Origin of the sequence: Comamonas sp. CMM03, from assembly GCF_019218715.1 — a bacterium.
GTDB classification, from domain to species: domain Bacteria; phylum Pseudomonadota; class Gammaproteobacteria; order Burkholderiales; family Burkholderiaceae_C; genus Comamonas; species Comamonas terrigena.
The window spans coordinates 1-13,571 of record NZ_JAHUXB010000005.1 but is presented as its reverse complement, the minus strand read 5'-3'; the positions used below and the strand labels follow the sequence as shown (position 1 = coordinate 13,571).

10 protein-coding genes and 5 tRNA genes are annotated in these 13,571 nt (G+C 63.7%); 8 read left to right on the top strand and 7 right to left on the bottom strand.

From position 1 onward, the window contains the following. Positions 1 to 14: 14 nt before the first annotated feature. The 5 genes from uppS to rpsB all read right to left on the bottom strand — a co-directional run bounded on the left by uppS (position 15) and on the right by rpsB (position 3,940). Positions 15 to 746 (bottom strand): polyprenyl diphosphate synthase, encoded by a 732-nt coding sequence (gene uppS, locus KW830_RS16855; RefSeq protein WP_066536270.1) that lies wholly within the window; start codon positions 744 to 746, stop codon positions 15 to 17. Between the two features lie 27 nt (positions 747 to 773). Beyond that, a complete protein-coding gene (frr, locus tag KW830_RS16850) occupies positions 774 to 1,334 on the bottom strand; it encodes a ribosome recycling factor (RefSeq protein WP_066536272.1) in 561 nt (186 codons plus the stop codon). Positions 1,335 to 1,396: 62 nt separating this feature from the next. Continuing rightward, entirely contained in the window at positions 1,397 to 2,119 is a 723-nt protein-coding gene (gene pyrH / locus KW830_RS16845; protein WP_066536273.1) for a UMP kinase, read from the bottom strand. A gap of 72 nt (positions 2,120 to 2,191) precedes the next feature. After that, positions 2,192 to 3,082, bottom strand: coding sequence for a translation elongation factor Ts (gene tsf, locus KW830_RS16840; protein ID WP_066536275.1), 891 nt, complete (start codon positions 3,080 to 3,082; stop codon positions 2,192 to 2,194). A 105-nt stretch (positions 3,083 to 3,187) separates the two neighbouring features. After that, positions 3,188 to 3,940, bottom strand: a complete 753-nt coding sequence (rpsB, locus tag KW830_RS16835; RefSeq protein WP_066536279.1) for a 30S ribosomal protein S2 — start codon at positions 3,938 to 3,940, stop codon at positions 3,188 to 3,190. 183 nt (positions 3,941 to 4,123) lie between these two features. On the opposite strand from rpsB, the gene KW830_RS16830 reads away from it, so the two are divergent. From KW830_RS16830 to KW830_RS16820, 3 genes are all read left to right on the top strand, one after another. Next, on the top strand, positions 4,124 to 5,497 hold the full coding sequence (locus KW830_RS16830) for an amidase (RefSeq protein WP_218333818.1): 1,374 nt from the start codon (positions 4,124 to 4,126) through the stop codon (positions 5,495 to 5,497). Between the two features lie 45 nt (positions 5,498 to 5,542). Then, positions 5,543 to 6,796, top strand: a complete 1,254-nt coding sequence (locus KW830_RS16825) for an FAD-dependent oxidoreductase (RefSeq protein WP_192332958.1) — start codon at positions 5,543 to 5,545, stop codon at positions 6,794 to 6,796. Between the two features lie 173 nt (positions 6,797 to 6,969). Continuing rightward, positions 6,970 to 8,502, top strand: a complete 1,533-nt coding sequence (locus KW830_RS16820; RefSeq protein WP_218333817.1) for an NAD(P)H-hydrate dehydratase — start codon at positions 6,970 to 6,972, stop codon at positions 8,500 to 8,502. A gap of 517 nt (positions 8,503 to 9,019) precedes the next feature. Here KW830_RS16820 and rnr read toward each other — a convergent pair. Next, entirely contained in the window at positions 9,020 to 11,419 is a 2,400-nt protein-coding gene (gene rnr, locus KW830_RS16815) for a ribonuclease R (RefSeq protein WP_066536286.1), read from the bottom strand. A 34-nt stretch (positions 11,420 to 11,453) separates the two neighbouring features. On the opposite strand from rnr, the gene KW830_RS16810 reads away from it, so the two are divergent. The 5 genes from KW830_RS16810 to KW830_RS16790 all read left to right on the top strand — a co-directional run bounded on the left by KW830_RS16810 (position 11,454) and on the right by KW830_RS16790 (position 12,255). Further along, a tRNA-Leu gene (locus KW830_RS16810) sits at positions 11,454 to 11,538 on the top strand. A 122-nt stretch (positions 11,539 to 11,660) separates the two neighbouring features. Beyond that, a tRNA-Leu gene (locus tag KW830_RS16805) sits at positions 11,661 to 11,745 on the top strand. Between the two features lie 88 nt (positions 11,746 to 11,833). After that, positions 11,834 to 11,918, top strand: a tRNA-Leu gene (locus tag KW830_RS16800). An 85-nt stretch (positions 11,919 to 12,003) separates the two neighbouring features. Continuing rightward, positions 12,004 to 12,088 (top strand) — tRNA-Leu (locus KW830_RS16795). Positions 12,089 to 12,170: 82 nt separating this feature from the next. Then, positions 12,171 to 12,255, top strand: a tRNA-Leu gene (locus tag KW830_RS16790). Positions 12,256 to 12,554: 299 nt separating this feature from the next. Here KW830_RS16790 and KW830_RS16785 read toward each other — a convergent pair. Further along, complete coding sequence (locus KW830_RS16785) at positions 12,555 to 13,289, bottom strand: 16S rRNA pseudouridine(516) synthase (RefSeq protein ID WP_218333816.1); 735 nt, start codon at positions 13,287 to 13,289, stop codon at positions 12,555 to 12,557. Between the last annotated feature and the right edge of the window lie 282 nt (positions 13,290 to 13,571).

Sequence of the window (13,571 nt, the reverse complement as noted above, 5' to 3'; positions counted from 1 at the left end):
GTTGCACTCCCCTTTCAGGCGCGCATCGCGGATGCGCCGGTTGTCTGAACCTGCGCGGAAGTCTTGCCGAAGCGTCGCTCCCGGCTGGCGTAATCATGAAGCGCCGCATCCAGGGCCGCATCGTCAAAGTCGGGCCACAGGCTGGGGCTGAAGAACAGCTCGGAGTAGGCACACTGCCACAGCAGAAAATTGCTGATGCGGTGCTCACCCCCGGTACGGATGAACAAGTCCGGATCGGGCACATGGGCCAGGGCCATGGCAGCGTTCAGGCTGGCTTCGGTGATGGCTTCGCCACGCGCAGCCAGCTGCGCTGCCGCCTGGGCCACATCCCAGCGGCCGCCATAGTTGAAGCAGACGTTCAGGATCAGACGCTCATTGTGCGCGGTGGCCTGCTCGGCCTGCACCAGGCCTGCCGCCACCTTGGCGCTCAGGCCCTGGCGCTCACCCACAAAGTGCAGCTGCACACCTTCCTTGGACAGGCTGGGCACTTCGTGGCCCAGTGCCGTCGCCAGCAGCGACATCAGGCCCGACACCTCGTCCGCAGGACGGTTCCAGTTCTCTGACGAGAACGCGAACACGGTCAGGACGCGCACGCCACGCTGGATGCAGGCCCGCACGCAGCGGCGCAGTGCATCCACGCCCTGCTTGTGCCCTGCCAGCCGCGGCAGAAAGCGTTTGGTGGCCCAGCGGCCATTGCCATCCATCACGATGGCTACGTGGTGCGGCACCACGGATGACACGGTCATGCAGTCGAAATCGCTAGCAAGCCAGGCTCAGACAGCCAGGATGTCCTGTTCCTTGGCGGCCACCAGGGTGTCCACTTCGGCAATGAACTTGTCCGTCAGCTTCTGTACTTCGGCTTCCGAACGCTTTTGATCGTCTTCCGAAGCTTCCTTGTCCTTGACCAGCTTCTTCACGCCTTCGTTGGCGTCGCGGCGCAGGTTGCGGATGGCGATCTTGGAGTTTTCACCCTCGGTACGCGCCAGCTTGGTCATTTCCTTGCGGCGCTCTTCGCTCATCGGAGGCAGGGGCACGCGGATGAGGTCGCCCAGCGAGGCAGGGTTCAGACCCAGATCGCTTTCGCGGATGGCCTTTTCCACCTTGGCGGCCATGTTCTTTTCCCAGGGCTGCACGCTGATGGTGCGCGAGTCCAGCAGCGACACATTCGCCACCTGGGACAGCGGCACCATGGAGCCGTAGTACTCGACATGGATGGCATCCAGCAGGGCCGGATTGGCACGGCCGGTGCGGATGCGCGAGAGATTGTTCTTGAGCGCCTCGATGGACTGGCCCATCTTGGTTTCGGTGCTCTTCTTGATGTCAGCGATCGTCATGTGTTTACCTCGGGAAGCCAATGTCCGCCCGCACTCACCGGGCGGGCACGCAGTCTTCGCAATTAAGCGGACACCAGGGTGCCTTCATCATTCCCCATCACCACGCGCAGCAGTGCGCCGGGCTTGACGATGGAAAACACGCGGATAGGCAGCTTCTGGTCACGGCACAAAGCGAAAGCCGTGGCATCCATGATGCCCAGGTTGCGCGAGATCGCTTCATCAAACGACAGCGAGGAATAGCGTGTCGCGGAAGGATCCTTGACGGGGTCTGCAGTGTACACACCGTCCACCTTGGTGGCCTTGAGCACCACCTCGGCACCGATTTCCGCGCCACGCAGTGCAGCGGCGGTGTCGGTCGTGAAGAAGGGGTTGCCAGTGCCGGCCGCGAAAACCACCACCTTGCCTTCTTCCAGATATTGCAGCGCCTTGGGGCGCACATAGGGCTCGACCACCTGCTCGATGCCGATGGCCGACATCACGCGGGCCGTCAGGCCTTGCTTGTTCATGGCATCGGCCAGGGCCAGCGCGTTCATCACGGTGGCCAGCATGCCCATGTAATCTGCCGTGGCGCGGTCCATGCCGGCAGAGCCGCCCGCCACACCACGGAAGATGTTGCCGCCGCCGATCACCACCGCCACTTCCACCCCCACCTTGGTCACCTCGACGATCTCGGAGACCATGCGCTCGATCGTCGCGCGGTTGATACCGAACTGGTCATCCCCCATCAGCGCTTCGCCTGACAGCTTGAGCAAGATACGCTTGTGGGCTGGTTTGGCTTGGGACATGGGGAACTCCGTTCGATTCAAATAGGTGAGAGGGGTGGTTGTGGTGGTAATCAGCAGGGCGGCTTCAGCGCTTTAGGCGCCCTTGGCAGCGGCCACTTGGGCAGCCACTTCGGCGGCGAAGTCGTCCACCTTCTTCTCAATGCCTTCGCCCACCACGAACATGGTGAAGCCCTTCACATTGGTGTTGGCAGCCTTGAGCATCTGGGCCACGGTCTGCTTGCCGTCGGCAGCCTTCACGAAGACCTGGTCAGCCAGGGACACTTCCTTCAGGTACTTCTGCACGGAACCTTCCACCATCTTGGCGACGATGTCGGCAGGCTTGCCGGATTCGGCTGCCTTGGCTTCGGCCACCGAGCGCTCCTTGGCGATCAGGTCGGCAGGCACGTCGGCGGACGTCACGGCCACGGGCTTCATGGCGGCGATGTGCATGGCCACGTCCTTGGCAGCGACAGCGTCACCGTCGAACTCGACGACCACACCGATGCGGGTGCCGTGCAGGTAGGAAGCCAGCGTGCCTTCGAAGCGCTTGAAGCGGCGGAAAGACATGTTTTCGCCGATCTTGCCGATCAGGCCCTTGCGCACATCTTCCAGGGTGGGGCCGTAGCCGTCTTGTTCGTAGGCCAGAGCGCCCAGGGCTTCGACGTCAGCGGGGTTGTGCTCAGCCACCAGCTTGGCAGCGGCGTTGGCCATGGCGATGAAGCTGTCGTTCTTGGAGACGAAGTCGGTTTCGCTGTTGACTTCGATCATGCCACCCTTGCCACCTTCGATGAAGGCAGTGATCACGCCTTCGGCGGTCACGCGCGAAGCGGCCTTGCCAGCCTTGGTGCCCAGCTTGACGCGCAGCAGCTCTTCCGCCTTGGCCATGTCGCCTTCAGCTTCCGTCAGTGCCTTCTTGCATTCCATCATCGGGGCATCGGTCTTGGCGCGCAGTTCGGCGACCATGCTTGCGGTAATTGCAGCCATCTTGTTTCTCCGTCTTCAGTATTCAGTTCGTTACAGGATTTCAGCTAAAAAAAGGGGGCTACCAGAGCCCCGCTTTTTTATCGCGACGTATCGCGCAGCCGGGAATTAGGCAGCGGTGTTTTCCACTTCCACGAATTCGTCGGAGCCTTCGCCAGCAGCAGCCTTGGCCACGTCGTTCAGACGGGCTTCACGGCCTTCCAGGATCGCGTCGGCGATGCCACGGGCGTACAGTTCCACGGCCTTGGCCGAGTCGTCGTTACCGGGGATCACGTAGTCGATACCTTCGGGGTTGTGGTTGGAGTCCACCACGCCGATCAGAGGAATGCCCAGCTTCTTGGCTTCGGAAATGGCAATCTTGTGGTAGCCCACGTCGATCACGAAGATGGCATCGGGCAGGGTGTTCATGTCCTGGATACCGCCGATGTCCTTTTCCAGCTTTTCCAGTTCGCGCACGAACATCAGCTGTTCCTTCTTGGACATGGATTCCAGACCAGCTTCTTGCTGAGCCTTCATGTCCTTCAGACGCTTGATGGAGGTCTTGACCGTCTTGAAGTTGGTCAGCATGCCGCCCAACCAGCGTTGGTCCACGAAAGGCACGCCAGCGCGCTGGGCTTCTGCAGCCACCAGCTCACGGGCTTGGCGCTTGGTACCCACCATCAGCACGGTGCCACCGTTCGAAGCCAGTTGCTTGGCGAACTTCTGGGCATCCTGGAACATCGGCAGCGACTTTTCCAGGTTGATGATGTGGATCTTGTTGCGGTGACCGAAGATGAACGGAGCCATCTTGGGGTTCCAGAAGCGGGTTTGGTGACCGAAGTGGACGCCAGCTTCCAGCATCTCGCGCATTGTTACTGCCATGAAAATTACCTCAAAGGTTGTGTCTAAAATCCAGCCCAACCATTGCAGCCACTGCGTGACCGCAACACCTTGAAGAGACTGGTTTGCGATTTGCTTTGCATCCCTGCACCCCACAGCCCTCCTTCAAAATCTGAAAGCAAGCCGGGTTGCATTGCGCAAAGCCGAAAGATTTTAGCACAGCCCATGAAGCCTGACCTCCTTGCCACACGTGCTTTGCTGCGCGAAGGCCGCTCCACCGCCTCCCGGGAGCTGGAAAAATCCATCGCCGCCGCCCAATCCACTGCCTGCCAGCATGTGTTTGCGCAGACGCTGTTCGACAGCGCGCGCGCCACCGCGGCCGCAGCCGACCCCGCACTGCCGCTGGCAGGCTTGGCGGTCTCGGTCAAGGACCTGTTTGATATGCAGGGCTGCACCAGCACCGCCAGCTCCCGCGTGCTGGCCCACGCGCCCGCCGCCCACCAGGACAGCGGTGCCGTGGCCCGCCTGCGCCGCGCCGGCGCCAGCATCATCGGTCGCACCCACATGGTGGAGTTTGCCTACGCAGGCGTGGGCGTCAACCCGCATTTCGGCACCCCGGCGGCAGTGGATGCGCTGTATGGCGATGCCACACCCGGGTATGCAGCACGCATTCCGGGCGGCTCATCCTCCGGCGCGGGGGTCTCGGTCGCCACCGGCGCCGCCTGGCTGGCTCTGGGGTCAGACACCGGCGGCTCCATCCGCATCCCCGCCGCCCTCAACGGGCTGGTGGGGTTCAAACCCACAGCCCGCCTCTCCCTGCTCGATGGCACGGTGCCGCTGGCCCCCTCGCTGGACACGGCCTGCGCCCTGACCCGCAGCGTGCGCGACGCCGTGCTCGCCCACCAGATCCTGACCGCACAGCCCGTGCACACCGGCCGGCGCAGCCTGCGCGGCAGCCGCCTGGCCGTACCCGCCACGGTGTTCCTGAATGAGTTGGAGCCCGCTGTCGCCACCGCCTTTGCCCGCAGCCTGCAGCGCCTGCGTGACGCCGGCGCCGAGCTGGTGGAAATCAGCCTGCCCGAGACCGCCGAGCTGGCGGCCATCAACGCAGCCGGTGGCCTGACCGCAGCGGAAAGCCATGCCTGGCACCGCCACCTGCTGGCCGGCCAGGCCGATCTGTACGACCCCCGTGTGCGCAGCCGTATTGAAAAGGGCGCGCTGCTCAGCGCGGCCGACTACATCGACCTGTTGCATTTACGCCGCGACTGGCAGCAGCGCATGGACGCCACGCTCCAGGGCTTTGATGCCCTGGTCTCGCCCACCGTGCCCATCACCGCTCCGCTGATTGCAGATGTGGCTCCGGCCGATGGACAGGATGCCGCACGCGATGCCCAGCGCGACGCCGCGTTCACCCGCACCAATATGCTGCTGCTGCGCAACACCAGCGTGGTCAATCAGCTGGATGGCTGCGCCATCAGCCTGCCCTGCCACATGCCAGGGGAATTGCCTATGGGCGTCATGCTTTGGCACAGTGCCATGCACGATGATGCAATCCTGGACCTGGCTTTGCAGGCAGAATCCGTGCTTCTTTCGTATTGATACATGTTGCCGGCGGCCTGGGCCGCCCGGCACCACCCCCTTTCCATGGACATCGCCATAGTCGGTGCCGGCATTGCCGGCATTGCGACCGCTTACGAACTGGCCCAGGACGGCCATACGGTGACGGTCTATGAACAACACAATGCTGCTGCCGAAGGTGCCAGCTTTGCCAATGCGGGCTGGCTGTCCCCCACCCTGCTGCAACCCTGGTCCACCCCCGGCTGGACCCCGGGCGGCACCGGCCAGGCACTGGTACAGGCTGCCGGCCCCTGGCTGGGACAGAACTGGCGCTGGCTGCGCCGCTGGAAGACGGCCGAGCGCAGTGCCCACAAGACCGGCCTGCTCACCACCACCGCCAGTGCGCTGGAACAGCTCAGCGCCTTCAGCCAGCAGCTGCGCCACGAAATCTCGGCCGCCCATGAACTGAGCACCGAATCCCACCAGGGCCACCTGGTGCTGCTGCGCAGCGCCAAGGAAGTGCAGGCCATGCAACCGCTGCTGGCCGCACTGGGCGAAATGGATGTGTCCGCCCAGTTGCTGGACCCAGCCGCCGCCCGTGCCGCAGAACCCGGCCTGTCCCCCGAGGCCACATTGGCCGGCGCCCTGCAACTGAGCGAAGGAGAGACCATCAACTGCCGCCAGTGGACGCAGCAGCTGCGCCAGCTGGCCATGCACAGCGGTGTGCGCCTGCAGCCGCACACCACCATCCGCAGCGTGCAAAGTGTGGGCAAACAGGTGCACCTGCTACAGGAAGGCGACAACGCGGCCCACCTGCACGATGCCGTGGTGCTGTGCACGGGCGCCAGCCCCGATCTGCTGGCCGCCAGCGGCCTGCGCTTGCCCATGATGCCGCTGCACGGCTACTCCATCAGCGCACCGCTGCGCGAGCCCACACATGCGCCCCGCGCGGCGGCGCTGGACTGGGGCCAGCAACTGGTGATCAGCCGCATCGGCCAGCGCATCCGCATCAGCGGAGGTGCCGAGCTGGGCACCGCGCCCGAAGCCCATAACCAGGCCACGTTGACACGGATGTATGAAGCGCTGAACGACTGGTACCCCGGCGCAGCCCAACTGTCCTCGCCCCAGGTGCAGATCTGGCGCGGCACCCGCGGCGTCATGCCCGACGGTGCGCCGCTGCTGGGCCGGGGCTCGCAACCGCAGATCTGGCTCAACCTGGCCCATGGCGCCCACGGCGCATCGCTGGCCAATGGCTGCGCCCGCATCCTGGCCGACCAGATTGCCGGACGCGCCGTGCCACAGGAAGTCCAGGCCTTGTCACCGATGCGGTTTTCCAGCTGACGCGGTGACGCGGTCCACCTCAGAAGGGATGGACCGCCCCTACAAGCCTCCCTTTTCAGCCGACGCTCCGCGCCTCTGCGGTCAGTGCCGCCACGCGGCGTGCTTGCGCGGCCGTTGGCGATCTGCCACAGCCCACACCAGCCCCGGCGCCCATCGGGTGCACACTGCGGGGTATGCGCTCCCTCACCGCCCTCCCCCCGGCAGCACGCCGCCTGCAACGCGCTGCCGGCGGTCAACCGCTGTATGACACGGCCACCACCCGCCTGATTGAAGCCCACGCACTGGATACTGCGCCCAGCCCCAGCCTGATGCAGCGCGCAGGTGCGGCGCTGGCCCAGCTGGGGCGCGCCATTGCCCCCCACGCCCGCCAGGTCTGGCTGGCCTGCGGCGCAGGCAACAACGGCGGAGACGGGCTGCAGGCGGCCGCCGCCTTCCAAGCTGCAGGTTACGCCACCAGCGTGCACTGGCTGGGGGATCCGCAGCGCTGCAGCAGCGACACCCACGCCGCATGGCTGGCCGCCCAGCAGGCCGGCGTGCGCTTTCTGGACAGTGCGCCACCAGCCCTGGACGCCCAGGACCTGGCGGTGGACGCACTGCTGGGCATTGGCGCCAGCACACGCCACCTTCCCCCGAACGACCCGCTGGTGCAACTGCTGCAATGGCTGCACCTGTGCCCGGCACCGGTACTGTGCGCCGACCTGCCTTCGGGCCTGCAGGCCGACACCGGCCAGTATCTGCCGGGCATGGCCTTCGAGCGCGCCCCGCGCAGCCCGCGCCACACACTGAGCTTTCTGACGCTGAAACCCGGCCTCTTCACCGGCGCCGGCCGGGATGCGGCGGGCGAGGTCTGGTGGGATGACCTTGGCGTCGACCTGAACCAGCACCCCGACCACCGCCCCTGTGCCCAGCTGGGCGGCGCCGTGGCACTGCGCAGCCGTGCCCACGCCAGCCACAAGGGCAGCTATGGCGATGTGGCCGTGATCGGCGGCGAAGGCCTCTACCTGCGCGGCATGGGCATGGGGGGCGCCGCCGTACTGGCGGCCACCGCGGCGCTGCACCATGGTGCCGGCCGCGTGATGCTGGCTTTGCTGGACGAAGGCGCCTGCCAGTTGCTGCCCCAGCAGCCCGAGCTGATGCTGCGCCAGGTCAGAGCCCTGCACTGGGACCAGGGCGTGGTGGTGTGCGGCTGCGGCGGCGGCCAGGCCGTTGCCGCCGTGCTGCCCCAGGCACTGGAGCAAGCCCATCGCCTGGTGCTGGATGCCGATGCCCTCAACGCCATCGCCAGCGACAGCGCCTTGCAGCACTTGCTGGCCAGCCGCGCCCACATCGGCCTGCACACCATCCTCACCCCCCACCCGCTGGAAGCCGCACGCCTGCTGGGCAGCGACACCGCCGCCGTGCAGGCCGACCGCCTGCAGGCCGCACACCAGCTGTCGCAGCAGACATCCAGCACCGTGGTGCTCAAAGGCTCGGGCAGCATCATTGCCAGCCCCCACCAGCTGCCGTGCATCAATGGCAGCGGCAATGCACTGCTGGCCACGGCCGGCACCGGCGACGTGCTGGCCGGCATGGTGGGCGCTGCCTGGGCCCAGGGCCTGCCACCCCACACTGCCGCGCAATGGGCCGTGTGGCGCCATGGTCATCTGGCCGAGCAGTGGCCTGCCGGTCAGGCGCTGACGGCCGGCGCACTGGCGCGCTGCAGCTGAAACTGCAGGCCACTGCGCCACCTCGCATGCACGCTGCCGGCGAACAAGCTGGCAGCAGATGCGGCCGCAGCCGCCGCCAGAGACTCTATGGTGCGCCCTGGTGCTTCCATACCTGCCGTGGATGCTACGGCCGCCCAGCACTGGCGCTGCGCCATCCCACAGCGCTGACGCTGCCGCCCGAAAGATTTTTTGCCTTGGCGCCAGAACCGATCATCGTTCCTAGGGCAGAAAAAAGCGCCACATCGGTGCATGCGCCCACGTCTCCCAGGGCTGAAACAGTTGGGGTCACAGGCTGACCAGGTGCCAAACGCTCCAACCTTCCCATCGGGCAACTGGGAAGACCCGCACTGCGCGCGCACCAGAACGGGTGAGTAGCAGGCAACAGGCCAGCTTGGCAGCCAGACTCCGCACACTCCATCCAACCTGGGCGAGCGGCGGCGCATAAAAAAAGGGATCCACCGCATTCCGCTGGTGAATCCCTGGTGCAGGCCGCCGAAGCGGCCCTCGCTCAACCGTCTCAGCGGCCCGTTCGGGGCTTGCGCTTGCCGGCCCTGGAGTTTTTGGCGGTCTTGGCAGCGGCCTTGCCCTGCTTGGCCACGGCAGCCTGCTGCACCGATGCACGCAGATCCTGCATATCGGGCGCCGCCGCTTCACGCGGCGCCTGGTGGGCATTGCGGTTATCGCGTCGCGCAGGCTTGCCGGAACCGGAGCGGCCGGGCTTGCCCTGGTTCCAGCTGTCCACGGCTTCCACCGGAGCGCGGGCAGGCGCTGCAGCCTCCTCACTGCCGTCATCGCTGGCCGCTTCACGGCGGGCACGTTTGCCGGCACGGCTGCGGGTGGCATTGCGCAAAGCCATTTCTTCCTCATCGTGCACGATGCGGAAGTCGATCTTGCGGCCATCCAGGTCCACACGGCTCACCTGCACCCGCATGCGGGTGCCGATGGTGTAGCGGATGCCGGTGCGTTCGCCGCGCAGCTCCTGGCGGTGCTCATCAAAGCGGAAGTAATCACCGCCCAGCTCGGTGATGTGCACCAGACCTTCCACATACATGGCATCCAGCGTGACAAAGATGCCGAAGGTGGTGACCGAGGACACCGTACCGGCAAACTCCTCGCCCAGATGGTCGCGCATGTATTTGCACTTGAGCCAGGCTTCCACGTCCCGGCTGGCCTCGTCGGCGCGCCGCTCGTTGGCGCTGCAGTGCAGGCCGGCGGCCTCCCAGCCTTGCAGCTCGGCCTGGGCCGCACGGCTGCGGGGCTTTTGCTGCGGCTCGGTCACGCGCGACGCCAGACGCTTGGCCAGCTTGGCCTGGGCCTCTCCCGGCGTTGGCAAGGTGGGCAGGCGGTAGTGCGAACCGGCCAGGATGGACTTGATGACACGGTGCACCAGCAAGTCGGGGTAGCGGCGGATGGGGCTGGTGAAATGGGTGTATGCCTCGAACGCCAGACCGAAGTGGCCATTGTTCTCGGGCGTGTAGAAGGCCTGCATCATGGAGCGCAGCAGCATGGTGTGAATCTGCTGCGAATCCGGACGGTCCTTGGTGGCATCGGCAATGGCCTGGAATTCACGCGGGTGCGGTGTGTCGCTGACCGACATGCCCACACCCAGCGCCTTCAGATAGCCACGCAGGATGTCGATCTTTTCGGCCGAAGGACGGTCGTGCACACGGAACAGGCCGTTCTGGCCGTTCTCTTCGATGAAATCGGCCGAGCACACGTTGGCGGCCAGCATGGCTTCTTCGATCAGACGGTGGGCATCGTTGCGGGTGCGGGGGATGATTTTCTCAATCCGGCCGTTGTCGTCGCAGACGATCTGCGTCTCCACCGTATCAAAGTCCACTGCGCCGCGCGCCTGGCGCGCCTGCAGCAGGGCACGGTACACATCGTGCAGGTTCAGCAGGTCTTGCACGCGCTCCTTGCGCTGCGCGGCTTCCGGCCCACGGGTATTGGACAGAATGGCCGCCACCTCGGTATAGGTGAAGCGTGCATGGCTGTGCATCACCGCCGGGTAGAACTGGTAGGCCTGCACCTCGCCCTTGTTGTTGACCAGCATGTCGCAGACCATGCACAGGCGGTCCACGGCGGGGTTGAGCGAACACAGACCGTTGCTCAGCTTTTCCGGCAGCATGGGGATCACGCGGCGCGGAAAGTACACACTGGTTGCGCGCTCGTAGGCATCGATATCGATGGCATTGCCGTTCTGCACATAGTGGCTCACATCGGCAATCGCCACCAGCAGGCGCCAGCCCTTGCTGCGCCCCACCTTGGCGGGCTCGCAGTACACGGCATCGTCAAAGTCCCGCGCGTCTTCGCCGTCGATGGTGACCAGGGGCACATCGCGCAGATCCACGCGGTTCTTGCGGTCCACCGCACGCACCTTGTCGGGGAGCGCCTTGGCTTCGGCCAGACAGGCATCACTGAAGATATGGGGCACGCCATACTTGCGCACGGCGATCTCGATTTCCATGCCTGGGTCATCCACTTCGCCCAGCACTTCAATCACCCGACCCACCGGCTGGCCAAACAAGGCAGGGGCCTCGGTCAGTTCCACCACCACCACCTGGCCAGCCTTGGCCGTGCCGATGCCGGTGCCCGGCACCAGAACATCCTGGCCATAGCGCTTGTCTTCCGGCGCCACCAACCACACGCCGCTTTCCTGCAGCAGCCGGCCGATCAGGGTCTTGGTAGGACGCTCGACGATCTCCAGCACATGGCCTTCGGGCCGGCCACGGCGATCCTGGCCCACGATGCGCACCCGCACCTGGTCCTTGTGCAGCACCGCACGCATCTCATTGGGAGGAAGAAAGATGTCACCTTCGCCGTCGTCGCGCAGGACAAAGCCATGGCCATCGCGGTGCCCCTGCACGGTACCTTCAATTTCTTTGGACAAGTTGGCTGTCTTTGTGCGGAGGTTCATTTTTTTACTATACAATCTAAATCTTTCCTGAGGCGCCCAGGTGGCGGAATTGGTAGACGCACTAGTTTCAGGTACTAGCGGGTAACTCCGTGGAGGTTCGAGTCCTCTCCTGGGCACCAAGTTTAACGACAACCAGATGTGGTTTTCGTAAAAACAAGGTTCATTGCTACCACAGTGAGCATGTTTTGCATAAAGGCGGAGACGCTTTAGGAAAAAATGGATCTGTCTTTGACAGATGCAAGCCCAGGTGGCGGAATTGGTAGACGCACTAGTTTCAGGTACTAGCGGGTAACTCCGTGGAGGTTCGAGTCCTCTCCTGGGCACCAAAATTTGCGATGCTTGCTTGTTCAGCAGACATCACCAAAAGCAAATTGTGAGGTGCTACCACACTTTATTCAACACAATTTGTCTTTTGCCCAGGTGGCGGAATTGGTAGACGCACTAGTTTCAGGTACTAGCGGGTAACTCCGTGGAGGTTCGAGTCCTCTCCTGGGCACCAAAAATTTGCGATGCTTGCTTTTGGCAGACATCACCCAAGAATAGATTGCGGGTGCTACCACACCCATTCAACACAATCTGTTTTTGCCCAGGTGGCGGAATTGGTAGACGCACTAGTTTCAGGTACTAGCGGGTAACTCCGTGGAGGTTCGAGTCCTCTCCTGGGCACCAAAATTTGCGATGCTTGCTTTTGCAAACATCACCAAAAATGGATTGCGGGTGCTACCACACCCATTCAACACAATCTGTTTTTGCCCAGGTGGCGGAATTGGTAGACGCACTAGTTTCAGGTACTAGCGGGTAACTCCGTGGAGGTTCGAGTCCTCTCCTGGGCACCAGACACATCAGGCGATTGCTGCTTCAGCAATCGCCTTTTTTGTTGCCCGCACACTGACACTTGCTGTCCGCAGCCACCCCTGCGGCACAGCGGCCCATACGGGAAGCCAAGCGAGCCACAACAGCAAAAGCCCCCCTGGCCTGCACCGCAGGGACAGGGTCACGGCGCTGCCACCACCAGGCGCACGCAGTGACGCAATGGCACTGCACCCAGCAAACCATATGAAAAAAGCCCATTGCCTGCCAAGCAGGAATGGGCTTTGTCACCAATGGCAGGCCTCGCATGCCATGTACGCCATCTTCAAGGGCGCAGCAGCTCCAGGTCGGCGGCCGTCAACCAGCGCCACTGCCCCGGCTCCATCGTCGCCGGCAGCTCCAGACCGCCGATCTTCCAGCGATGCAAGCCTTCCACACGGTTGCCCACCGCCGCCAGCATGCGCTTGACCTGGTGGTATTTCCCTTCGGTCAGCGTCAAATCCAGCGTGCATTCATCCACCTGCACACAGGCAGCCGCCCGCACAGGCTTGGGGTCATCGTCCAGCACCACACCGGCCAGCAGACGCTCCACCATCTGCGCCGTCACCGCATGTTTGGCCTGCACCCGGTAGACCTTGGGCACATGCTTTTTGGGCGAACTCATGCGGTGAATGAAATGGCCATCATCGCTGAGCAGCAGCAAACCCGTTGTATCCTGGTCCAGGCGCCCCACCGCCTGCAGGCCCTGGATCGCATTCTTGTTCGGTCGCTGGCGCAGCGGCATCGGCAGCAAGGTATAGATACTGGGGTGGGCCGAAGGCTTTTGCGAGCATTCCGTGCCGGCCGGCTTGTACAGCAGCACATAGCCTTTTTCATGGTATTCCCAGTCCACGCCCTGCACGCGGAATTTCAAACCCTCCGGATCCAGGTCCAGCGTGGAGTCGGTCACGCGCTGCATCTCGCCATCGACACACACCTCAACCCAGCCTTGCTGCACCAACCCAGAACACACGCGGCGAATGCCAAAGCCCTGGGAATACAGAATATCTTGCAACTGCATAACACCACCTCACAGGATTGCCCTGTGCAATCTATTTCAGAACATTCAAAAACCGGAGCACGCTCAACACACACGGCATTGTTTTCAAATAAACTTCTATTTGAAACCCAAGCCCATCAATTCGCAAGCGCTACGCTTTTGGAGAGCAATCTAAGCCGCCAAAAACAAAACCCCCAGCCTCTTGCGAGAGCTGGGGGTGTTGCGCTGTAAGAGCCTGACGATGACCTACTTTCACACGGGAACCCGCACTATCATCGGCGCAAATTCGTTTCACTGTCCTGT